General features: G+C 70.5%; 18 protein-coding genes. 6 read left to right on the top strand and 12 right to left on the bottom strand.

Going from position 1 to position 21,835, the window contains the following annotated elements; genetic code table 11:
- The first annotated feature begins 7 nt into the window (after positions 1-7).
- Positions 8-1,633, top strand: a complete 1,626-nt coding sequence (locus tag AC3RXZ_RS16190; RefSeq protein ID WP_491494694.1) for a sodium-dependent transporter — start codon at positions 8-10, stop codon at positions 1,631-1,633.
- Positions 1,630-1,767: a methionine/alanine import family NSS transporter small subunit gene (locus AC3RXZ_RS16185; protein WP_243229658.1), complete on the top strand. Its 138-nt coding sequence runs from the start codon at positions 1,630-1,632 to the stop codon at positions 1,765-1,767. Before AC3RXZ_RS16190 ends, AC3RXZ_RS16185 begins: the two co-directional genes overlap by 4 nt.
- A 21-nt stretch (positions 1,768-1,788) precedes the next feature.
- On the opposite strand, the gene AC3RXZ_RS16180 is transcribed toward AC3RXZ_RS16185, so the two are convergent.
- From AC3RXZ_RS16180 to AC3RXZ_RS16170, 3 genes are read right to left on the bottom strand one after another with little or no spacing between them, the layout of a single operon-like run.
- Positions 1,789-2,838 (bottom strand): 2,3-butanediol dehydrogenase, encoded by a 1,050-nt coding sequence (locus tag AC3RXZ_RS16180; RefSeq protein ID WP_243229659.1) that lies wholly within the window; start codon positions 2,836-2,838, stop codon positions 1,789-1,791.
- A complete protein-coding gene (locus AC3RXZ_RS16175) occupies positions 2,835-3,416 on the bottom strand; it encodes a TetR family transcriptional regulator (RefSeq protein ID WP_243229660.1) in 582 nt (193 codons plus the stop codon). The genes AC3RXZ_RS16180 and AC3RXZ_RS16175 overlap by 4 nt, the downstream gene beginning before the upstream one ends.
- Before the next feature lie 23 nt (positions 3,417-3,439).
- Positions 3,440-4,825, bottom strand: a complete 1,386-nt coding sequence (locus tag AC3RXZ_RS16170; protein ID WP_243229661.1) for an MFS transporter — start codon at positions 4,823-4,825, stop codon at positions 3,440-3,442.
- Between the two features lie 129 nt (positions 4,826-4,954).
- On the opposite strand from AC3RXZ_RS16170, the gene AC3RXZ_RS16165 reads away from it, so the two are divergent.
- Complete coding sequence (locus tag AC3RXZ_RS16165; RefSeq protein WP_491494693.1) at positions 4,955-6,304, top strand: HNH endonuclease signature motif containing protein; 1,350 nt, start codon at positions 4,955-4,957, stop codon at positions 6,302-6,304.
- Positions 6,305-6,701: 397 nt separating this feature from the next.
- Positions 6,702-7,079 carry a four-helix bundle copper-binding protein gene (locus AC3RXZ_RS16160; protein ID WP_243229663.1) on the top strand — a complete coding sequence of 126 codons (378 nt, stop codon included), beginning with the start codon at positions 6,702-6,704 and terminating at the stop codon, positions 7,077-7,079.
- A gap of 12 nt (positions 7,080-7,091) precedes the next feature.
- Here the strand turns inward: AC3RXZ_RS16160 and AC3RXZ_RS16155 are convergent, their stop codons facing one another.
- Both AC3RXZ_RS16155 and AC3RXZ_RS16150 read right to left on the bottom strand, forming a co-directional pair.
- Positions 7,092-7,439, bottom strand: coding sequence for a DUF1380 domain-containing protein (locus AC3RXZ_RS16155; RefSeq protein WP_243229664.1), 348 nt, complete (start codon positions 7,437-7,439; stop codon positions 7,092-7,094).
- Positions 7,440-7,558: 119 nt separating this feature from the next.
- The gene (locus AC3RXZ_RS16150; protein ID WP_243229665.1) at positions 7,559-8,449 is read right to left on the bottom strand and encodes a LysR family transcriptional regulator; all 891 of its coding nucleotides are present in this window, start codon (positions 8,447-8,449) and stop codon (positions 7,559-7,561) included.
- Between the two features lie 141 nt (positions 8,450-8,590).
- Here AC3RXZ_RS16150 and AC3RXZ_RS16145 point away from each other — a divergent pair, with 141 nt between their 5' ends.
- Complete coding sequence (locus AC3RXZ_RS16145; RefSeq protein WP_491494692.1) at positions 8,591-12,028, top strand: bifunctional proline dehydrogenase/L-glutamate gamma-semialdehyde dehydrogenase; 3,438 nt, start codon at positions 8,591-8,593, stop codon at positions 12,026-12,028.
- 239 nt (positions 12,029-12,267) lie between these two features.
- On the top strand, positions 12,268-12,753 hold the full coding sequence (locus tag AC3RXZ_RS16140; RefSeq protein ID WP_243229667.1) for an FBP domain-containing protein: 486 nt from the start codon (positions 12,268-12,270) through the stop codon (positions 12,751-12,753).
- Between the two features lie 27 nt (positions 12,754-12,780).
- On the opposite strand, the gene AC3RXZ_RS16135 is transcribed toward AC3RXZ_RS16140, so the two are convergent.
- The 7 genes from AC3RXZ_RS16135 to AC3RXZ_RS16105 all read right to left on the bottom strand — a co-directional run bounded on the left by AC3RXZ_RS16135 (position 12,781) and on the right by AC3RXZ_RS16105 (position 21,767).
- Complete coding sequence (locus tag AC3RXZ_RS16135) at positions 12,781-13,116, bottom strand: DUF202 domain-containing protein (RefSeq protein ID WP_491494691.1); 336 nt, start codon at positions 13,114-13,116, stop codon at positions 12,781-12,783.
- Positions 13,113-13,475 carry a YidH family protein gene (locus AC3RXZ_RS16130; RefSeq protein ID WP_243229669.1) on the bottom strand — a complete coding sequence of 121 codons (363 nt, stop codon included), beginning with the start codon at positions 13,473-13,475 and terminating at the stop codon, positions 13,113-13,115. The genes AC3RXZ_RS16135 and AC3RXZ_RS16130 overlap by 4 nt, the downstream gene beginning before the upstream one ends.
- A gap of 88 nt (positions 13,476-13,563) precedes the next feature.
- Positions 13,564-14,409, bottom strand: a complete 846-nt coding sequence (locus AC3RXZ_RS16125) for a PaaX family transcriptional regulator (protein ID WP_491494690.1) — start codon at positions 14,407-14,409, stop codon at positions 13,564-13,566.
- Positions 14,406-15,614 (bottom strand): kynureninase, encoded by a 1,209-nt coding sequence (locus AC3RXZ_RS16120; protein ID WP_491494689.1) that lies wholly within the window; start codon positions 15,612-15,614, stop codon positions 14,406-14,408. The genes AC3RXZ_RS16125 and AC3RXZ_RS16120 overlap by 4 nt, the downstream gene beginning before the upstream one ends.
- Positions 15,611-16,504: an amidohydrolase family protein gene (locus tag AC3RXZ_RS16115; protein ID WP_491494688.1), complete on the bottom strand. Its 894-nt coding sequence runs from the start codon at positions 16,502-16,504 to the stop codon at positions 15,611-15,613. Before AC3RXZ_RS16115 ends, AC3RXZ_RS16120 begins: the two co-directional genes overlap by 4 nt.
- A gap of 1 nt (position 16,505) precedes the next feature.
- Positions 16,506-17,351 carry a tryptophan 2,3-dioxygenase gene (kynA, locus tag AC3RXZ_RS16110; protein WP_491494687.1) on the bottom strand — a complete coding sequence of 282 codons (846 nt, stop codon included), beginning with the start codon at positions 17,349-17,351 and terminating at the stop codon, positions 16,506-16,508.
- 111 nt (positions 17,352-17,462) lie between these two features.
- A complete protein-coding gene (locus AC3RXZ_RS16105; RefSeq protein ID WP_491494686.1) occupies positions 17,463-21,767 on the bottom strand; it encodes a DUF7927 domain-containing protein in 4,305 nt (1,434 codons plus the stop codon).
- Positions 21,768-21,835: the final 68 nt, after the last annotated feature.

Here is a 21,835-nt window from a genome sequence, read left to right as displayed (position 1 = left end):
CGGGACCATGGACGCCGCAACGATGCCCTCCCGACGGCCGAAGCGCGAGGCGTTCGGCTCGCGCAACGTGTTCATCCTCTCGGCGATCGGATCCGCCGTGGGCCTGGGCAACATCTGGCGCTTCCCGTACGTCGCGTACGAGGGCGGCGGCGGTGCCTTCCTCATCCCGTACCTGTGCGCACTGCTGACCGCCGGCATCCCGCTGCTCTTCTTCGACTACGCCATCGGGCACCGCTTCCGCGGATCCGCGCCGCTCGCGTTCCGGCGGATGCATCGCGCCGCCGAGCCGCTCGGGTGGTGGCAGGTGCTCATCTGCGTGGTCATCGCCGCGTACTACGCCGTCATCATCGCGTGGGCCGCGATGTACACCTGGTTCTCGGCGCAGCTGAGCTGGGGACCCGGCAACGAGGAGGCCTTCTTCGGCGTCGACTTCCTGCAGTCGGAGAACGTGGCCGACGTGGGCCTGTCGACGACCTTCGTGCCGCAGGTCGGCATCCCGCTCGCCGTGGTGTGGGTGTGCGTCGTCGTGATCATGGCGCTCGGCGTCAAGCGCGGCATCGGCCTCGCCAACACCGTGCTCATGCCGCTGCTGACCGTCATGTTCGCGATCCTCGTCGTGCAGTCGCTGTTCCTGCCGGGGGCCATGGACGGGCTGAACGCCTTCTTCACGCCGAACTGGCAGGCGCTCGCCGACCCGGCGGTCTGGGCGTCCGCGTACGGCCACATCTTCTTCTCGCTGTCGGTCGCCTTCGGCATCATGGTGACCTATTCGTCGTACCTCAAGCGCCGCACCGATCTCACCGGATCCGGCCTCGTGGTCGGCTTCGCCAATTCCGGCTTCGAGATCCTCGCCGGCATCGGCGTGTTCGCGGCACTCGGGTTCATGGCGCAGGCGCAGGGCGCGGAGGTCGCGGGCGTCGCCTCCTCCGGGATCGGGCTCGCGTTCGTCGCCTTCCCGACGATCGTCTCGCAGGCCACCGGCGGCTCGATCATCGGCGTGCTGTTCTTCGGCGCCCTCGTCTTCGCCGGCGTCACCTCGATGATCTCGATCCTGGAGGTGATCGTGGCGGCACTGCAGGACAAGCTGGGCTGGGGACGCGTGCGCACCACGCTCACGGTGACGATCCCGCTCGCGCTCATCTCGATGGCGCTGTTCTCCACGACCACGGCGCTGACGGTGCTGGACACCACGGATGCCTTCGTCAACGCCTTCGGGATCATGGCGGTCGCACTGGTCGCCGTGATCGTGGTGGCGTGGCTCCTGCACCGGCTGCCCCAACTGCAGGAGCATCTCAACCGGCGCTCGAGCTTCCGCGTCGGGATCCTCTGGCGACTGCTCGTCGCGGTGCTCGCACCGCTCGTGCTCGGATACCTGTTCGTGACCGGTTTGATCGAGAATATCGCCGAGCCGTACAGCGGGTATCCGATCTGGTTCCTCGGGGTCTTCGGCTGGGGGATGGTCGTCGCACTGGTCGTGCTCGCGATCCTGCTCTCGCTGGTGCCGTGGAGCAGGCGCTCGCACGCCAAGGACGATCCGGAGTACGACGAGTTCCTCGTCGAGGAGCGGTACGAGCCGGATGCCGAGACCGGCGCCGTGCATCTGCCGGCGGCGCAGAAGGGAGCGGGCGCATGACCGCGGCGGCCGTCATCATGATGATCATCGCGATGGTCACGGTCTGGGGCGGGCTTGTGGCCGCCATCGTGAACCTCGCGCGGCACCCGGAGGTCGCCGACACGGAGCCGGAGGCTCCGCCGGTCGAGCTCTGAGGCCCGACCGGCGGGTGGCGTTCAGTCGGCCTGGACGAGGATCTTCGCGCCCGCGCCTCCGCGCAGCGCGTGGATCGCGTCGACGACGCCGTCGAGCGGGACCTCCTGGACCCACCCCGTCGTGTCATAGACGCCGGCGGCCATCGCCGCGATGACCGCGTCGAAGTCCTCGGGCAGATAGGCGAGCGCTCCGGCGATCTCGGTCTCGGCCATGACCAACTGGGTGGGCAGGAACTCCATCGGGCGCTCGTGGATCGCGACGACGACGACCCGGCCACCGGGCGTCAGGTTCGCGAGAGCCGAGGTGATCGCGGGTCCCGCGCCGGCCGCGTCGAACGCAGCGTCCACGCCCGTGCCGCCGGTGAGGTCGGTGACCGCGGCCGCGAGGTCCTCATTCACCGGGTCGACGACGGTCGCGCCGAGCGCCGAGATGATGGCGCGACGGTCGGCCGAGGGCTCCGACACGAGCACCTTATCGATCCCGCGGGCCTTGAGCGCGAACCAGACGCCGATGCCGATCGGGCCGGCTCCGGCGATGAGCGCGGTCTGTCCGGCCTCGAGGTTCGCGCGCGAGACCGCGTGCCACGCGACGGACATCGGCTCGACGAGGGCGCCCATGCGCAGGTCGACGTTGTCGGGCAGGACGTGCAGCTTCGCGGCATCCACCGTGGTGAAGGCGGCCATGCCGCCGCCGTGCGAGCTCAGCCCATGGAAGCCGATCTTCTGGCACGCGTTGAACATGCCCTTGCGGCACGCCGGGCACTCGCCGCAGTAGTAGATCGGCCAGACGGCGACGCGGTCGCCGACCTTCACATCAGTCACCCCCTCGCCGAGCTCCACGACGGTGCCGGAGAACTCGTGCCCGAGGATCTGCGGGAGCGTCGAGCCGGTCACGGGATGCGGGTGGTCGAAATCGAGCCCCGCCGCCTCCGGCGAGTAGTACACGTGCAGGTCGGACCCGCAGATGCCGGCGAACGCGTTGCGCAGCTTCACCTGTCCTGGGCCGGGGGACGGCTCCTCGACCTCCTCGACCCGCAGGTCCTCCTGGGCGTGGAACACCGCAGCCTTCATCGTTCTCTCCTTTCTCGAGTGGCCGGGTTCGCCAGCCACCATTCGGATGACGCCGCGAGGATCAGCTCGACGGCGCGGTCGATGTCGTCGTCCTCCTGGCGCAGCCATTCCTCGATCGCACCGACGGTGCCGGCGGCCGCGTAGGCGATCGCAAGTCGCAGAGCCGCGTCGTCGTCGACGAAGGCCGCAGGCAGGATGCCGGGGTGCAGCCGGGTCCACAGCTCCAGTCCCGAGCGGATCGAGCTCTCCAGAGTGCTGCGGACGGGGGCGGCGAGCGACGGGCGCATGGCGCCGCGGTAGACGGCGGCACGCCGGTGCACGTGGCCGATGAGCGCGCGCTCGCCGTCGCCGATCGCGTCGGTCTCGGGCAGCACCTGCATCACCTCGGCGATCTCGGCCGCGAGTGCGTCCGCGAGCAGGTCGGCCGGGCTGTCGGCGTGACGGTAGAACGTGTCGCGCGTGACGCCCGCCTCGCGGCAGATGGCGGACACGCTCACCTCGGTGATCGGCACCAGGGAGGCGAGAGTCAGGACGGCCCTGCGAAGGCTTTCCCGCGAACGTCGCGCCCGTGCGTCCATGAGGACAGTCTATCCGACATGTGTCAGATAGGACGGGGAGTCTCGGGATCCGCCTCCGGAGCCGGACGGCGGATCCCGATCCACGAGACCACGCCGCCGACCGCGAACAGCGCGGCTGTCACCCAGGCTGCGCTGTGGAATCCGTCCAGGTCGAGCGCGCCTCCGACGATCGTCGAGAGCATCGCGACGACGAGCAGTCCCGCGACGCGCGAGACGGCGTTGTTGATGGCCGACGCGATCCCGCTGCGGCGCTCGTCGATCGCGCCGAGGATGGCGGTCGTCAGTGGTGCGACGGTGAGCGAGAGCCCGAGGCCCATCACGATCATGGCGGGGAGCACCTGCCACCAGTAGTCGAAATCCGCGGAGACCGTCAGGAGGAGCAGGGCGCCGAGCGCCATGATCAGCGGGCCCAGCGTCATGAACAGCCGCGCACCGAGCCGCCCCGCCCATGCTCCGGCGCGCGAGCTGATCAGGATCATGAGGATCGTCATCGGCAGGCTCGCCAGGCCGGCAGCGGTCGCACCCAGCCCGGCGCCCTGCTGCAGATACACGCCGATCACGAACCCGTTCAGCGACAAGGCCGCATAGACGAAGAGCGTCGCGAGGTTGCCCCAGCCGAAGTTGCGGATGCGGAACAGCGACAGCGGCATCATCGAGTTCTCCGTGCTCTGGCGTCCGAGGAACAGCCCGAACAGCAGGATGCCGAGGACGGCCGGGATCCAGATGCCGGGAGCGGACCATCCGAGGTTCGGCTGCTCGATCAGGGCGAACACGATTCCGCCGAGGCCGGCCGCGCACAGGATGCCGCCGAGCCAGTCGACCCTCGCGCCCTTGGGGTGCTCCGGCAGCTGCAGTCGGGCCAGGAGCACGAGGGTCACCGCGATCGGCAGTACGTTGATGAGGAAGACGAACCGCCAGGACAGGTAGTCGACGAAAAGACCGCCCAGCAGGGGTCCGACCAGCTGCGCCGAGGTGGTGAACGCCGTCCACACTCCGATGCCTCGGGCCTGGATCTCGCCGCGCATGGTCGCGGTGATGAGTGCCAGCGAGCTCGGCACGAGCAGGGCTCCGGCGGCCCCCTGGGCCGCGCGCGCGATGATGAGCATGACGGGGTCGAAGGCGATGCCCACGACGACGGACGCGATGCCGAAGCCGATGAGGCCGATGCGCATCACGAACACGCGACCGTAGGCGTCGGAGACCGAGCCGGCCAGCAGGATCAGGGCGCTCAAGGTGATGAGGTACGCGTCGACGACCCACTGCTGCGTCGTCAGTCCTCCGCCGAGCTCTTCGCTGATCGCGGGCAGCGCCACCGTCGCCACCGTGCCGTCGAGGAACGTCACGAATGAGGCGAGCACGGCGATGGCGATAACCAGGCGCTGGGTCGTGGAGAGGGAGGCCGAGGTCACAGGCCGAGACTACGCCCGAGCCGGCGGTTCCCGGCCGATGGTGCGCGAGTTCGCATGAGGGGAGCGCTCGAGAGGGGAAAATAGAACAAAGTATCGACACAAGCGGATGATCGGAGTATGCTGATTCGTATGAATCATCCCCTCGAAGCCCTCGTTGCGGCAGTCGACGCCGCGCGCACGGTGTGGGGCGATGCGGCGGACGCGTCCTCGCTGACCGGGTCCGCGCTGGTGGCGGTCAGCGACGCGTTGGGGGTCGTGCACCGGCTGACGGATGCGGCGCACTCCGAGATCGCCGCGCGCATCGCCGAGGAGTCGCGCACGGAGCTCGGAGCCGAGTCGTTGGCCCGGCAGCACGGGTTCCGGAACGCGGCCCTGCTGGTCGCGGCGGGTACGGGCGGATCCACCGGTGACGCCTCGCGGCTGGTGAAGGTCGGCGAGGCGACGGTGCCGCGGTCGACGTTCGGTGGCGGCGCGGCTCCTGCCCGTCATCCGCATGTCGCGGAAGCCGTCCGCAGCGGTCGGCTCGGGGCTCAGGCTGCGGCGAGGATCGTCGCGATGCTGGATCGCGTAGCCATGGCCGCGGGGCTGGAGCGGATGCTGGAGGGCGAGCGCCTGCTCGCCGAACAGGCGCCGGGGTTGAGCCTCGATCAGGTGGCGAAGCTCGTCGCCCGCGTGGAGGCCTGGCTGGATCCCGACGGCGTCGAGCCGCGTGAGGGTGACGTCCGGGCGCAGGAGTCCGTCACGATGTTCGAGCGGGACGGTGCTCTGCACCTCACCGCTGTGCTCAGCGCGTCGCGCGGTGCGCAGGTGAAGACCGCGCTCGACGTATTCGTCTCGGCGCAGTTCGCGGCGGCGTCGGATGGCGCGGGGACCGCCGAAGCGCCGGCCGAGGACCGCCGGACTGTGTCGCAGCTGCGCGCGGATGCGCTGGTCGCCTTCGCCGAGCATGTGCTCGGCTGCGCGCAGCGCGATGTGCCGTTGAACGGGGCGCGCGTCGTGGTCAGGATCGACCTCGCGCAGCTGGAGTCCGGCGTCGGATCCGCGACGATCGACGGCATCGATCAGCCGATCAGCGTCGCCGAGGCGCGGCGGCTGGCGGCCGGGGGCGGAATCATCCCCTGGGTGTGCGGTGGCGACGGCGAGATCCTGGACTGGGGGCGTGAGAAGAGGCTCTTCACCCTCGCGCAGCGACTGGCGCTCGCCGAGCGCGACGGCGGCTGCGCCATGTGCGGATTGCCGCCGTCGATGACGAAAGCGCACCACCTGCGCTGGTGGAACCGCGACGCGGGTCCGACCGATCTCGCCAACGGCGTGCTGCTGTGCGAGTCGTGTCACCATCGGATCCACGACAACGGCTGGGAGATCCGCGTCGACGGGGCCGGAGTGCAGGCGAAGGTGTGGTTCATCCCGCCTCCGCACGTCGACTCCGATCGCACCCCGCGCCTGGGCGGGCGGGCCCGATACGACCTCGCCGTCTGAGGCGGTGCGTTCCGGGTGACCGGCGAGCCCGCCGCGGTGGGGATCCGGCCCGGCGCGTTCGGGTGGGGGAGCGCCCCCGCGGCGGGTCTGTCACGAGAGGTCCCGACGGCGCGTCCGATTGCGCGGCGGGGTCTGTTACGAGATGTCCCACGCCGCGCGTTCGGGTGTCCGTGGCCGGAGAGCCGCGGCGGGGATCGTGGGTCGACATGGATGGTGATCATGAGCCTGCATGGCTTGCAATCATGAGCCGCCGCGTGCGATCCCGAACCGGATTCCCCATCGACGCGCGGAGCGCCGAGGGTTACTCTGGCGTCAGGCGGGTCTCCTGCCCGCTTCTCACCGGCGAGAGCCGCGACGACGAGCGAGGTATGAGATGGACTCGATGATGATGGGCGCCATGTCGAAGGACATGATGTCGATGCCCGGCATGGAGATGATGGACATGTCCGTCATGCAGGCCTGCATGGACGCGTGCTCCGCCTGCGAGCAGGCCTGTACGGTCTGTTCGACGCAGATGATGGACTGCTCCCCGGCCTGCATGAACTGCGCCGACATGTGCAACACGATGATGCGCTCGATGATGCGGATGCAGGGCATGGCGCCGGCGACCATGATGGCCATGCTCGACGCGTGCATCGCCATGTGCCAGATGTGCATGGACGCCTGCATGGAGCACGCCGAGCACAGCGAGGTCTGCCGGATGTGCGCTCAGTCGTGCCAGGCCTGCATGGATGCGTGCGTGGCGATGAAGAACATGATGATGTCGGCGGCCTGAGCCCCGACGGGATCACACCGTCGCGACGTTGAACTGCACGCGGCCGACCGCGAGCACGTGGTAGCGGCTGTGCAGGGCCACCGGCGTGCCGACGCCGGCCTCGAGCGCGGCCCCCGACCCGTTCCACAGCGCGTGCGCCGCTCCCTCGAGGTCTCGCACGACGAGGGCACCGGTCACGGCATCCGCGGACTCGACGATCCCGTCGATCCACTCGGCCGGGGTCGCGGAGGCGAGACGGGCCTGGATGAGGTGCAGCGCGTGTCCGGGCGCGAACGAGGAGCAGACGTCACCGTGGTCGCACATGCACGCCGCACGCTCACGCACCTGAAGGGGCGAGAAGGCGGGCTGCGGGGTGGACACGATGATCTCCTGTCGGTCGAGGCGTTCCCGCAAGAGTAGGTCGCCTCCGCGTGGACGAGAAGCCGCCGCGACACGCGGCGAAACAATGCTGCGTGACCCGCCTCCGCCTGGCGCCGCCCTCAGTGCGGGGCGTGCGCCGCGAGCGCCTCCGCCAGCGCATCCCGCACAGCGCCCACCCGCGCGCTGTCGCGCGACGACGCCCGCGTCGCGGCGAAGATCTCCCGCACGGGAGAACCGGGCAGGTCCAGCAGTCGGACGCTGGCATGGTCGCCGGTCCAGATCAGATCCGGCAGCAGCGCGACCGCGTGCCCGGCAGCCACCAGTCGCGCGTGCGCGACGAGATCGGTCGCCTCGTATCGCACGTCCGGCTCGAACCCCGCCGCACGGCACTGCTGCACGGCCCACTGCCTGACGGCCGCACCCTCGGGCTCCAGCACCCAGGCGCGATCGCGCAGGTCGGCGAGCCCGCGCGCGCGATCGCCGCGCGGCAACGCGACGCGGACGGGGTCGCGCCCGAGCAGCGTGCGCTCGATCCCCTCGCTCACCGGACGCGTGTATCCCGGATACTGCTCGGCGACCACGAGGTCGAAGCCCCGTGCCTGCAGTTCGAACAGCCCGACCTCGGGGGCCATCTCGCGCATCTCGACGCGCAGTCGGGGCATCCGCTCCGACAGGATCGTCAGCGCAGGCGGCACGAGGGCCTCCGCGGCGGTCGGCATGACCGCGATGCGCACGACGGCGGAAGAGTCCGCGGAGCTCGACAGTTCGGCACGCGCCGCCTCGTCCAGTTCCAGAGCACGCGCGGCGTGCGCCGCGAGCAGCCGTCCCTGCGCCGTCAGCCGGACCCGCCGGCCGTCCGGCTCGAGCAACGCGACACCGGCCTCGCGTTCCAGCTGCGCGAGCTGCTGCGACACGGTGGACGGGCTGTACGACAGCGCCGCGGCCACCTCGGCGATCGTCCCCCGCAGGGCGAACTCGTGCAGCAAACGCAGCCGCCTCAACTCGAACATCGCCCCTCCGCAGGCCGCTCATCCGATCATCGCAAAACCCGAACGATATCTATCGTAAACCTGCGCTTTTCATGATCAATGCGTCGGCGCACACTGGGAGCAGCACGCGCGATCCCTCGCGCTCTCGAGTGAGGATGCCCGATGACCCCGTCCGCCCAGACCAGCCCCGCCGCGACCGACCTCGCCGACCTCGCCGACGACGCCGTCGCGCTCGTCCGCCAGTGGCTCGTCGAGAGCCGTGAGATCCCGGTGGATGCCGCGGGGCAGCGCCTCGCCGGCGTGCTGCGCGATCCGCACGGCCTGGACTTCACGGTCGGGTTCGTCGACGGCGTGGTCCGCCCCGAGGACACCCGGGTCGCGGCGCGCAGACTCGCCGAGCTCGTCCCGCTCACCCCGCGGTTCCTCCCCGCCCCGATGCGTGCGGCGATCGGTCTCGGCGGCGCGACCTCCACGATGCTCCCCGGCATCGTCGTGCCCGCCGCCCGCGTCGTGCTGCGCCAGATGGTCCGACACCTCATCGTGGACGCGCGGGATGAGAAGCTCGGTACCGCCATCGCGCACATCCGCGAGACCCAGGGCGTGAAACTCAACGTCAACCTGCTGGGAGAAGCGATCCTCGGCCGCGACGAGGCGTCGCGACGTCTCGAGGGCACGCGCCGGCTGATCGAGCGCGACGACGTCGACTACGTCTCCATCAAGGTGTCCTCGACGGTCGCGCCGCACAGCCCGTGGGCGTTCGACGAGGCGGTCGCGCACGCGACAGAGGCCCTGCGCCCGCTGTACGAGCTCGCGGCGCGCAGCGGCACGTTCATCAACCTCGACATGGAGGAGTACAAGGACCTCGACCTGACGATCGCCGTGTTCACCGGCATCCTGGACCGTCCGGAGTTCCGTGGGCTCGAAGCCGGCATCGTGCTCCAGGCGTACCTGCCCGACGCCCTGGCCGCGATGACGCGCCTGCAGGGCTGGGCCGCCGCCCGCACGGCCGACGGCGGTGCGCCGATCAAGGTCCGCGTCGTCAAGGGCGCGAACCTGCCGATGGAGACCGTGGATGCCGAGACCCACGGCTGGCCGCTGGCGACGTGGTCGAGCAAGCAGGAATCGGACGCCTCCTACAAGGCGGTGCTCGAGTACGCGCTGCGCCCCGAGCACATCGGCAGCGTGCGGATCGGCGTGGCCGGGCACAACCTGTTCGACATCGCCCTCGCCTGGCTGCTCGCGAAGCGTCGCGGAGTGACCGAGGGGATCGAGTTCGAGATGCTGCTCGGCATGGCCGCCGCCCAGGCGCAGGTCGTCAAGCGCACGGTCGGCTCCCTCCTGCTCTACACGCCGGTCGTGCACCCCGACGAGTTCGACGTGGCGATCGCGTATCTGATCCGCAGACTCGAAGAGGGCGCATCGCAGGAGAACTTCATGTCCGCCGTGTTCGACCTGGACGAGGATCCGGCCTTGTTCGACCGCGAGAAGGAGCGGTTCCTCGCGTCCGTGCGCAGCATCCCGACGGGGATCCCCGCACCGAATCGCACGCAGAACAGGCAGCTGCCCGCCGAGCCGGCATCGACGGCGGGCTTCGACAACACCCCGGACACCGACCCCTCGCTGGCGGCCAACCGGGAGTGGGCCGACGGCATCCGGTCGCGCATGTCCGATTCGACGCTCGGAGACGCGACCGTCGCCGACAACACGCTCTCCACGAGCGAGCAGGTCTCCGAGCGGATCGCGTCGGCCGTCGCGGCTGGAGAGGCCTGGCGCGCGCTCGGCGCCGAGGGGCGCGCCGCCGTCCTCCACCGCGCGGGGGACGTCCTCGAGGCGCGTCGCGCCGACCTCCTCGAGGTCATGGGCTCCGAGGCCGGCAAGGTCATCGAGCAGGGCGACCCGGAGGTCTCCGAGGCGATCGACTTCGCCCACTACTACGCCGAGTCGGCGAAGAGGCTCGCCGACGTCGACGGCGCCGAGATGCGGCCGGTCGGGCTGACCGTCGTCACGCCGCCGTGGAACTTCCCGGTGGCGATCCCGGCCGGATCCACCCTGTCGGCGCTGGCGACCGGCTCACCGGTCATCATCAAGCCCGCCCGTCAGGCGCGCCGCTCGGGCGCCGTCATGGTCGAGGCGCTGTGGGAGGCCGGCGTCCCGCGCGACGTTCTGCAGTACGTCCAACTGGACGGGCGCGAACTCGGCACGCAGCTGATCAGCGATCCCGCCGTCGGACGCGTCATCCTCACCGGCGGCTACGAGACCGCCGAGCTGTTCCGCGGCTTCCGTCCCGACCTGCCGCTGCTGGCCGAGACCAGCGGCAAGAACGCGATCATCGTCACGCCGTCGGCCGACCTCGATCTCGCGGCCAAGGACGTGGCCTACTCGGCTTTCGGTCACGCCGGACAGAAGTGCTCGGCGGCATCCCTGGTGGTGCTCGTCGGATCCGCCGCCCGCTCCGAGCGCTTCCGGCGCCAGCTGGTGGACGCCGTGCGCTCCTACGACGTCGGCTCCCCGGCCGACGGGACCAACCGCATCGGCCCGCTGATCGGACCGGCCGACGGCAAGCTCCTGGACGCCCTGACGACGCTGCACCCCGGTGAGTCCTGGCTGCTCGAACCGGAGAAGCTCGACGACGCCGGACGGCTATGGCGTCCCGGCATCCGCGACGGCGTCGCGCGCGGCAGCGAGTTCCACCGCGTGGAGTACTTCGGGCCCGTACTGGGCATCATGACGGCGGAGACGCTGGACGAGGCGATCGACATCGTGAACGACATCGATTACGGGCTCACCAGCGGCATCCACGCGCTCGACGAGGACGAGATCCAGCACTGGCTCGCCTCGGTCCAGGCCGGGAACGCCTACGTCAACCGCGGAACCACGGGAGCGATCGTGCAGCGCCAGCCGTTCGGCGGCTGGAAGAAGGCCGCCGTGGGAGCCGGGTCCAAGGCGGGAGGCCCGAACTACCTCGTCGGCCTCTCGGAGTGGGCGGATGCCCCGGTGGCCTCCACGACCGCGCTCGACGACCTCGGGTCCTCCGCCGTGTCTCTGGTCGAGGGAGAGGATGCCGAGTGGCTGCGCGGAGCGCTGGCCACCGACATCGACGCCTGGGAGAGCGAGTTCGGTGTGGTCCGCGATGCCACCGGGCTCGTCACCGAGCAGAACCTGCTGCGGTACCAGGCCGTGCCGGTGACCGTGCGGTACGAGGGCTCGCGGCCGGCCGAGCTGCTGCGCGTGGCCGCTGCGGGGCGCCGTGCCCGTGCGCGGCTCACGGTGAGTGCCGCCGGGGAGCTCCCCGCGGACGTGGTGACCTGGCTGGGCGCGCACGATGTGACGTTCGTCACCGAGGACGACGAGGCGTGGGCCGCGCGTGCGCGGCGGCTGGCGGCGACCGACGGGCGCGTTCGCCTGATCGGCGCCTCCGCGACGGCGACAGCGCAGGCGGTCGACGGAGCGCCGAGCCTGGCGATCTACGCCAACCCGGTCGTCGCGGCGGGACGGGTCGAGCTGCTGACCTTCCTGCGCGAGCAGGCGGTGTCGATCACAGCGCACCGCTTCGGCACTCCGCGTCGCTACGACGTGCCTATGCTGGCGCCGATGGGCTGAGCGCTCGGGAACTGCGCATCCGGCGGGTGTAAACTTGCCGGGTGCTGTTCATGACGAGCGCCCTCAGGGCGCGGAAGGTGGCCGCAGGCGCGCTCCGCGCCGGCGGCAGAGGCTGAGGACCGGCCGGAGGCGGAACCCCCGTCCCCGGCGCACCGTCGTACCCGGCATCCCTCTGCGCGGATGCCGAGACCTGAACCTTCCGCAGGCCGCACGCGGCCGCCATCCGAAAGCACCTCATCATGCGTCCCATCGACGAGCGCGAGATCCGCGCCTCCCTTCTCAACGCCTCCCGCAAGGAGGCCGCCACTCTGACTCTGCCCGCCGGCTTCGCCGAACTCGACTTCGACCGCCTCGACTATCTCGGCTGGGTGGACGCCAAGCATCCGCGCCGCGCCTGCATCGTGGCCGAGGTCGACGGCGTCCTCACCGGGGCGCTGCTCCAGCGCGCCGAGCAGCGCATCCGGACCCGGGCGCAGTGCACGTGGTGCGAGGACGTCACGCTGCGCAACGACGTCCAGTTCTACGCCGCGCGCCTGGCCGGTCCGCGCGGCCGCAACGGCGACACGATCGGCACCCTCGTGTGCGCTGAGTTCGGCTGCTCCCGCACCGTGCGGCTGCTGCCGCCGCTCGCATACGAGGGGTACGACCGCGAGACCGCCCGGGATCTGCGGATCCTGAAGCTGCAGGAGAACGTCGCGGCGTTCCTCCGCGAGATCGCCGGCTGAACCCGGTCGCTCGACGGGTGCGCCGCCTCAGCGCGCGACGCCGAGCAGCACGATCAGTGCGAGCGCGCCGGCCGCGGCGGTGAACCCGACGAGGGCGACGATCAGTCTTCCGTCCGGCATCCGATCGGGGTGCGGGACGGGAGACAGGGCGCGGTCGATCGCGCGGGCGCGGCGCGCGGCGAGGACCCAGAGGAGCCCGGATGCCGCGACACCCGCGATCCCCGGGACGACCCAAACGACCGAGCCGAGGATCATCGGCAGCGCCCGGGCCGCGATCAGCGAGACGACCGCGATCGACAGGGCGGTGCGGCGCCACGCGAGCTGCGTCCGCTCCGGCTGAAGTCCTGGATCGTATCGCGTCACAGCAGCGCCGCGATGAGCACCAGGACGCCGGCAACGGTCACTGCGACCGCGACGACCGGCGCGAGCAGCGACCCGGGAAGGGGTGCGGAGAGCCGCATGGCGCGCTCGCCGCGGACCCACCCGAGCCACGCGAGCACGGGCGTCGCGATCCCGGCGACGATGAGCACGAGCGAGGCAGCCAGGCGCAGCTGCGGATGCAGGTCGAGACCGAGCACCTCGAGCGCCACGCCTCCCGCGATCAGGCCGAGCGCCGTGCGGATCCAGGCCAGCAGCGTGCGCTCGTTCGCGAGCGTGAAGCGGGGATCGGGCTCCTCGCCGTGGCGGTAGACGGCCGCAGGGAAGCGACGCGGTGTCGACATGCTGCTCCCGTCCGGTCCGCCGATGCGTTCGGCACCATCCTACGGTGGGCGCCGCGGCGGCGAGCCGGTGTCCGAGTCCGAGCCCGAGTCAGTCCGGGAGACCGACGTGCGCGCGGGCGCGTTCGGCCAGTGCGGCGGACAGCGTCGCGAACGCCGTGAAGCTGCGTTCGCCCGGCCAGTCCGCGGGCAGCAGGCCGGCGGGCAGGCCGGGGTCGAGATAGGGGATCACGCGCCACGCGTCGATGAGCCGGACGTACGCGGCGAACGCGTCGCGGTCGGTCGCGGCATCCGGAAGCTCCGCGACCGCCGACAGGAACGCCTCGTGCTCCGCGCGCAGCGCCGCCAGGTCCCACCACTGCCCGACGGCGTCCGCCAGCCGACCGGCGACCTGCGGCGTCTCGGTGCGGAACAGCACGGCGGAGTCGCGGATGCCGAGCTCGACGAGGATCTCGTCGGCCTCGTCCTGCAGGAACGCCGGGCAGATCCACAGCGCGGGGGAGACGAGGCCGGCACCGATCCACTGCAGCCGTCGTCGCAGCCGATGTCGCACGTCGCGCCGGGACTCGGGCACGGAGAAGGAGATCAGGCACCACGCGTCGCCGGGTGCCATGCGGCGCACGGCGAAGATCCGGCGGTCGCCGCGCTCCAGCATCCGCAGCGCCGTCGGGTTCAGGCGGTACCCCGCCCTGCTCGCGCGCTCGGCCTGCAGCAGCCCGCGCTGCTTCAGCCGGGCGATCCCGGTGCGCGCCCGGGACTCCGGGATGCCGAGATCGTCGGCTAGCCGCACCAGGTCGGCGGCGGCGATCCAGCCGCCGAGCGGACGCAGGTACAGTCCCACGATCGTGCGCAGCAGCGAGACGGTGCTGCCGGGGCGCGCATCGAAGTCGTCCTCGCTCGCGAGTTCCGCTGCGACGGGCGCGATGGCCTCGCTCACAGGGCGTCCCGCACCGCGAGGACCCCCGTGACGGCTTCGACGTGCGAGGTGCTCAGCGGGGAGAGCCCCAGACGGATGCCGTCGGGGAAGCGGAAGTCCGGGATCACGCCGTCCGTCCACAGCTGCTGCGTCACGCGCTGGAAGTCCGGATGCCCGATCGACACGTGGCTCCCGCGCACGGCGGCATCCCGCGGGCTGAGCAGTCGGACCCCGCGCGGCGCCAGCTCCTCGTCGTAGGCGCGCACCACGAGATCGGTGAGGGAGATGGACTTCGCGCGGATCGCCTCGATCCCGGCCTCCTCGATGAGGCCCAGCATGTCCTGCATCGCGAGCATCGAGACCACGGGAGGGGTTCCGCTGAGCAGCTGCCGGATGTCGGGGGAGGGCACGTACTCCGGGCCCATCGCGAAGATGTCCTCGGCGCTCCACCAGCCCTGGATCGGCTGCCGCAGGATCCCCTGCAGCCCGCGGCGCAGGTACGCGAAGGCGGGGGAGCCGGGTCCGCCGTTCAGGTACTTGTAGGTGCAGCCGACGGCGAGGTCCACGCCCCAGGCGTCCAGCTGCATCGGGATCACGCCGACGGAGTGGCACAGATCCCACATCATGAGCGCGCCCGCCTCGTGCGCGAGAGCGGTGATCGCGGGCATGTCGGCGACGGCCCCAGAGCGGTAGTCGACGTGACTGAGACACACCAGTGCGGTGCGCTCCGACAGGACGGTGGCGAGATCTTCGCCCGTCACGCCGGTCACGGCATCCGGCTCCAGCCAGCGCAGCGTGAGGCCGCACTCCGCGGCGACGCCCTCGGCGAGGAACCGGTCGGTGGGGAAGTTGCCCGCCTCGATCACGATCTCCGTCCGCGCACGGTCGTACCCTGCGGCCGCTCGCAGGAGCTTGTAGATGAGCACGCTGGTGGAGTCGGCCACCACGGTCTGTCCCGCATCGGCGCCGAGGACGGCACGGCCGATGCGATCGCCCAGCTGCAGCGGCAGCTGCATCCACTGCTCGTCCCACGAGCGGATCAGGCGGGTTCCCCAGTCGTCTCGGATGAAGCCTGCGATCCGGTCGGCGGTCGCGGCGAGCGGCCGGCCGAGCGAGTTGCCGTCGAGGTACGCGCGCACGCCCGGCGCCTCGGAGAAGGCGCGCCGATGAGGGGCGAGCGGGTCTGCGGCGTCGAGGTCGCGGGCGAGGGTCAGCAGATCGGTCATCTCAGGGCCTCCAGGTCTTCGGGAGCGAGCGGTCGGGCGAGCAGCGGATCGGCGGACTCGGCGGTCGCGCCGGGGAGCAGGAGGAGGCGGGATGCCGGGTCCGCCGGGTCCTGCGGTGCGAGGGCGCGCAGGAGGGCGGCGTCGTCCAGGCCCGCCTCGCGCAGAGCGGCGATCTCCCGCGGGTTCAGCCCGACCGGCGTCGGCCCGTTGCCCATGTCGGTGCCGTAGCGCACCACGCCGCCCGCGGCGTGGAACCGGCGGACGTTGTCGACCGCGATCCGGTAGGTCTCGTCCTCGTGGATCGCGAGCGTCGAGATCCACTCGACGGATGCCGCCTGCTGGGCGATCTCGGACTCGGTCAGGCTCTCGCTGAACGGGGCGTGCGCGAGCATCCGTGCCCCGAGGCGAGCCGAACGCTGCGCCTCGCCGGCGCCCTCGGCGTGCGCGACGACCGGCAGTCCGTACGACGCGGCGATGTCGACGACGGTGGCGAACAGTGCGTCCGAGAGCATCGGGCCCGCCGTGCTGTGGGCGACGACCTTGATGACGGAAGCGCCGGCGGCTCTCATCTCGGACACGGCGGAGGCCGCGGCATCGGTGTCGGGGATCTCGCGGACCGAACCGGCGGGGGCCCAGGCGCGGTCGGACGGGTAGCCGCCGGGCGCGGTGAGGAAGGCCCCGGCGAACGCGATGTCGATCCGCGGTCGTGCCTGCGCCGCCGGAGCGCGACCGGCGAGATCGGCGAGCACGGCCGGATTCCCGCCGAGATCGACGACCCTGCCGAGCACGGAGGTCGCGAGGGCCGTCGCGTCCACCAGCTGCAGGTGAACGTGGTGGTCGGTGAACCCGCCGCAGACCAGTCCGCCGGGCACCTGCCGGAAGGCCGGCACCTCAGCCGCCGATCTCGGTGCGCACCGTGTATAGCTCGGGGAAGAACGTCAGCTCCAGGGCGCGCTGCAGGAACGCGGCACCCGTCGAACCGCCGGTCCCGGTCTTCATACCGATCGTCCGCGTCACGGTCTTGAGGTGCCGGAAGCGCCAGAACTGGAAGTTGTCCTCGAGGTCGACGAGATCCTCGCACGCCTCGTACAGGTCCCAGTGCGTCTGCGGGTCCTGGTAGATCAGGCGGATGGCGGGAACGAGCTCGGGCTGCGGACGGTAGGGCTCGCGGACGTCGCGGTCGAGGATCTCGGCGGGAACCGGAAGTCCGCGCCGTGCGGCGAAGCGCAGGAACTCGTCGTACAGCGTGGGCCGCTCGTACTCCGCCGTGAGCAGCGCGAGGTTCTCCGGATGGTCGCGGAACACCTGGAGCATCCGGCCGTTCTTGTTGCCGAGGGCGAACTCGACCGCGCGGTACTGGACGGACTGGAAGCCCGAGGAGTTGCCCAGCGATCCGCGGAACTGCGCGTATTCGGTCGGGGTCAGCGTCGCCAGCACCGACCACTGCTGCGTCATGACGTCCTGGATGCGCTTGACGCGCGCGATGCGCTTGAGGGCCTCGCGGAGATCGTCCGCGGCGAAAAGATCCCGCGCGGAGGACAGCTCGTGCAGCACGAGCTTGAGCCAGAGCTCGGTCGTCTGGTGCTGGATGATGAACAGCATCTCGTCGTGGTGGTCGCTGACCGGATGCTGCGCATCCAGAAGCCGATCCAGCTCGAGGTAGGAGCCGTAGGTCATCCTGTCGCGCAGGTCGGTGACGATGCCGTCCTCGAGCGTGCGCTCGTTCTCGGTGCTCATGCCCGAGATATTACGTGGATTTGGCGGGCGTCACAATGATGAGATGTCACGGGAGAACGGCGGATGAGGCCTCGGGTGCCCCATCCGCCGTTCGATCACGACATGCGGTCCTCAGGACTGGTCGTCGTGATCCTCGATCTGCGCGAGGATGCGCCGCCGCCGCGACGACAGGAGGACGAGCAGGCCGCCGCCCAGCAGCACCGTCGCGGACGCGAGCACCCAGGGGGAGAGCTCGAGGCCCGTGCCGGCGAGGCCGGGACCCGGGGTGCGGTGCGCGGTCTCGCAGTCGGGGTTGCCGTCTGCGGCGTCGACGCAGGTGCCGCGCGGATCGTCGCTGGTCACGACGTTGCGGAACTCGGCATCCTGCTCATCGCCGACGGTCACCGAGTAGGTGATCGTGACGACCTGTTCGACGGCCAGATCGCCCGTCCAGCGCACCTCGTCCCCGATGCGGGTCACCGTGCCGGAGGAGGCCTTCGCGTCGTCGTTCCACGAGGCGACGGGCAGGACGGCCGAGATGTCGTCCACGACCGAGGCCGAGGCGACCGCCGCGGGCCCCACCTGCGCCACCGTCACCGTGTAGGTGACGATGTCGCCCTCGTGCACCTCAGAGCCCGGGGCCGGGTCCGAGGTCTTCGAGAACTCGAATCGTCCCTTGAGATGCTCGGTGGTGCAGGCCTCGTCCTGACCTTCCGTCGGCACGCAGCGGATGCCGGGCGGCGGTGCGACCACGTTCCGCAGCGTGAGGTCCCCCTCCGGGACGACGGTCACAGAATAGGTGACCGTCGCGACATCTCCGACGCCCAGGTCGCCGGACCACGCGAGCTCGCTCCCCTCGAAGGCGGCCTCGCCGGCCGAGGCCGCCAGGTCGTCGTTCCAGATCGCGTCGTCCAGCACGTCGCTCAGGTCATCCGTGAAGGAAGCCGGGACGGATGCCTCCCCGACGTGGGTCACCGTGACGGTGTACGCGACCGTGTCACCGGTCTGCACCTCGGAGCCGGTCACCGGGTCGGACGACTTCGAGATCTCGTAGCCGCCGATCCGGTGCTCGGTGCGGCAGTCGGGGTTCTCATCGGGGGCGGGGACGCAGCGTCCGGGCGGGGGCGGCGGCACGCAGTCGTCATCGCCCTCGGCGCAGCCGTCGGTCACCAGGTTCGACAGCAGCCAGTCGCCGTAGCCGGTGACCGTCACCGAGTAGGTGATGTCGACGACCTGCCCCACTGCGAGATCCCCCGTCCAGGTGAGCTCGCCGTCGGCGTACTCCACCTCACCGGCGCTGGCGGCCGCGTCGTCGTTCCACTCCGCGTCGTCGAGCACCTGGGTCAGATCGTCCACCAGGCTCGCGCCCGGGACTGCGGCCTCGCCGATGTGGGTCACCTGCACGTGGTACTCCACGACGTCGCCGATGACGACGTCCGAACCGGACGCGGGATCGGACGTCTTGGAGAAGCGGAAGTCGCCGACCGGGTTGTGCGGCGGGCGGCAATCGCCCTCCGACTGGCAGCCCGGAGAACTGACGACGTTCTGCAGGATCCAGTCGCCCTCGGCCTCGATCAGGTCCGTGGACTTCACCGTCACCGAGTAGGTGATGGTCGCGGTCCCGCCGACGGGGATCTCTCCTTCCCATGCGAGCCGGTCACCGGTGATCGTCGCCGTGCCGATGCTGGCGGAGACGTCGCCGTTGTACGTGGCGTCGTCGAGGACGTCCGACAGGTCATCGGAGAACACCGCGCCCGCGGGGACCTCTCCCTGCTGGGTGACGGTGACCTCGTACTCGACGACCTGCCCCGGAACGACCGTCTCGCCGCGCGGGTTCGAGGTCTTCTCCACCGTGTAGTCGGTGATCGCGAGGTAGGCCGACGTGCGCATCACCAGGGTGGTGTGCTCCGCGCGCGCCTGGGCGCTGTTCACGTACGTGTCGCGGGGCTGGGCGCCGTCCGTCGTGATGACGACCTGGAAGGAGAACGATCCGCCCGGTTCGAGCGTGCCGCCGATCACACGGACGGCGGTCGGGTTCTCCGGCTTCGTCGTGGTCCAGCCCACCGTGTTCCCGTCGGGAGCACCTGCGGCGCCGTTGGAGGCGTCGGCCGGATCGAAGGACAGCGTCTCGGGGTCGACGTCGGTGTAGTACACCGTGGCGTCATCCGGCGCGACCACCTCGTCCAGCGAATACGAGCCGGAGTAGGACGTGCCGCGGCCGTCGCCGTTGTACGGCAGGATGTCGATGGTGTCGGTGAAGTCCTGGTCGAACGGATCGTGCGATTCGATCTCGACCGTCCAGGATCCGGTGCCGACGCCGTCGCCGGCGTCGTTGCGGATGTAGTCCACGTCGCTGGTCTTCAGGATCGTGGTGTAGCCGTTGCTCGAGGTCGTGACGGTCGCATCGGCCGGCTGCGATGCGCTGGGTCCGTATTCGGCGACGGCGGTGTTCGTCAATTGCTGACCGGGAGCGATGCTGCTGTCGGCGACGGCCTCGTACGTCAGTTCGTGCTCGGTGTTCGTCTCGACGCCGTCGAGCACCCAGCGCAGCACGTACTGCCCGTCCACCAGCTCCACCGACTGGGGTTCGGGGTCGCCGGATCCGGGGACGTACGACATGCCGGCCGGCAGCCTGTCCTCGATCACGTAGTCGTCCACGCTCTCGGGGACCATGCCGGTGCCGTTGCCGGAGTACGTGAGCGTGTACTCCACCGGGACCCCGGCGACGACGGTCGCGCGCTCGACGTCCTTCTCGATCGCCGGGAACACCGTGGCGATGCGCAGGATGTCGCGGCGTCCGTTCGTGTCGGGGTAGCGGGCGTCCGGGGTCGGCGTGAGGGAGTTCCCGCCGTCGGGCCCGACCCATTCGCCCTGTCCGCGGAGCACCGACCCGAACATCCAGATGTCCTGGCCGGGCTGCGCGTCCTCGGAGATGCGGGTGAAGGCGAACAACTGGATCGGCGCGTTCAGATTCGGAGTGCTCGCGTATTCGGTGAACGGGTAGATCACCCGCACGGCGCGGACCTCGGAGAGGTCGGCCGGCGCCGAGGTGCTCCATCCGGACGCGGTGCCGCAGTCGAAGACGTCGGGATCGTACGCGTCGTTCTCGGGGTCCAGCAACGGGCTGTCGCCGGTGTAGTACTCGATCGGCAGCGCGCTCGGATCGGCGACATTGCGCACGTCCGCGGATTCGAAGCTCACCCATCGTGTGTCGAGGGCGAGGCAGTTCCCGAACGGCAGCGTCGAACCCGGAGGCGCCCAGGTGCGGTGATTGTTGTTCACCAGCTGGTTCACGAGCGTGCCCGGCGCGACGCGGTACGAGTCGTCCCAGCTGGTGCCGCCGCTGTCCGTGTACGTGCGGTTCCAGGCCGCTGTCCACGAGCCTGCGCGGGTGTACGCCTTGTCGGTCGTGTTGTTCGCGACGTCGTCGGCGATCGTCTGGCCGCCCGGTGCGGTGTATGTCACGGGCAGCACATCGATCCGCAGCGATCCCGCCTCGACCGTGTCGACCTGGAACCACAGCGTTCCTGTCGCGATCGCGTTGCGGTCGACGGGGAGCGCCCTGCCGTCGCCCGAGAGGGTGGGCACCTGCTCGAGGGAGTAGTCCAGTCCGGTCAGAACGAGATCCCAGCGACCGGCTGCGGCGTCGACCTCGACCAGTTCGCACGATCCGACGAAGGGGGCGAGCCGGTCCTCGTCAGCGGTGGCCCCCACGGTCAGCGGATGACTGCCGTTGCCGGAATGGCGCGGCAGGCACCCGCCCCCAGGAGTCGTCGTGTCGAAGCTCGTGCCGATGGAGATCGGTGATCCCGTCGACGAGGTCATCCGCAGCGGGTAGGTCACATCAGCCGGACCCTGGTCGCTGTTGCGTCCGAGGTAGACGGTCCACGGGAAGTCCATCGTGATGGTGGTTCGGTCCTCGTCCCACAGCGCGCGGGCCGGCGGGTTCGTCACGTCGACGTCCATGAGGAACGGGTTGACGATCGGGATCGGATCGAGATCGACGGCCTGCCCGTCGATCTCTCCGCCCAGAGTCAGCTCGCTTCCCGTCGGGCCGTCCGCGAGCACCGGGGTCTGCACTGCGACGGCCGTGCCCATGTCGACGGTGCCGAGGTTGCAGGTCAGGACGAGCCCGTCCTCGGAGACGGCAGAGACGGGATCCACGCCTTCGGTGAGGCAGATGTCCGGGATCTCGGCGAACTCGCCGTTGGTGATCTGGAAGGTCGCGATGACGTTCTCGACCGGCTCGTTGGTCGGCGGTTGCGCGTCGTCATTCACGTTGACCCGCCAGTCGGCGACCACGGGGTCGCCGGACTTCATCTCGGCCGGCGGGCTGAGCCATTCGCCGGTGATCTCGTGGATCGGTGCCGCATATGCCGGCGACGCCGCGACGATCGAGCCGCCGATCCCCACGGCTCCGGCGAGCAGCACCGCCACAGCGGCGGCTCGTCCGTTTCTTGTCCGGTGCGCTGATGATGACGTTGTCGCACGTGTGATGAATGTCA

This window comes from Microbacterium cucumeris (genome assembly GCF_058349845.2).
The sequence above is the reverse complement of the archived record's forward strand: the minus strand, read 5'-3'. Positions and strand labels throughout refer to the sequence as shown.

What these genes read in the sequence shown, in the direction of transcription:
- AC3RXZ_RS16130 (WP_243229669.1), bottom strand. Translation starts at nt 13,475, where the DNA reads ATGTCGACACCGCGTCGCTTCCCTGCGGCCGTCTACCGCCACGGCGAG.
- kynA (WP_491494687.1), bottom strand. Translation starts at nt 17,351, where the DNA reads ATGAGCACCGAGAACGAGCGCACGCTCGAGGACGGCATCGTCACCGAC.
- AC3RXZ_RS16165 (WP_491494693.1), top strand. Translation starts at nt 4,955, where the DNA reads ATGAATCATCCCCTCGAAGCCCTCGTTGCGGCAGTCGACGCCGCGCGC.
- AC3RXZ_RS16145 (WP_491494692.1), top strand. Translation starts at nt 8,591, where the DNA reads ATGACCCCGTCCGCCCAGACCAGCCCCGCCGCGACCGACCTCGCCGAC.
- AC3RXZ_RS16185 (WP_243229658.1), top strand. Translation starts at nt 1,630, where the DNA reads ATGACCGCGGCGGCCGTCATCATGATGATCATCGCGATGGTCACGGTC.
- AC3RXZ_RS16180 (WP_243229659.1), bottom strand. Translation starts at nt 2,838, where the DNA reads ATGAAGGCTGCGGTGTTCCACGCCCAGGAGGACCTGCGGGTCGAGGAG.
- AC3RXZ_RS16175 (WP_243229660.1), bottom strand. Translation starts at nt 3,416, where the DNA reads ATGGACGCACGGGCGCGACGTTCGCGGGAAAGCCTTCGCAGGGCCGTC.
- AC3RXZ_RS16160 (WP_243229663.1), top strand. Translation starts at nt 6,702, where the DNA reads ATGTCGAAGGACATGATGTCGATGCCCGGCATGGAGATGATGGACATG.
- AC3RXZ_RS16150 (WP_243229665.1), bottom strand. Translation starts at nt 8,449, where the DNA reads ATGTTCGAGTTGAGGCGGCTGCGTTTGCTGCACGAGTTCGCCCTGCGG.
- AC3RXZ_RS16140 (WP_243229667.1), top strand. Translation starts at nt 12,268, where the DNA reads ATGCGTCCCATCGACGAGCGCGAGATCCGCGCCTCCCTTCTCAACGCC.
- AC3RXZ_RS16120 (WP_491494689.1), bottom strand. Translation starts at nt 15,614, where the DNA reads ATGACCGATCTGCTGACCCTCGCCCGCGACCTCGACGCCGCAGACCCG.
- AC3RXZ_RS16190 (WP_491494694.1), top strand. Translation starts at nt 8, where the DNA reads ATGGACGCCGCAACGATGCCCTCCCGACGGCCGAAGCGCGAGGCGTTC.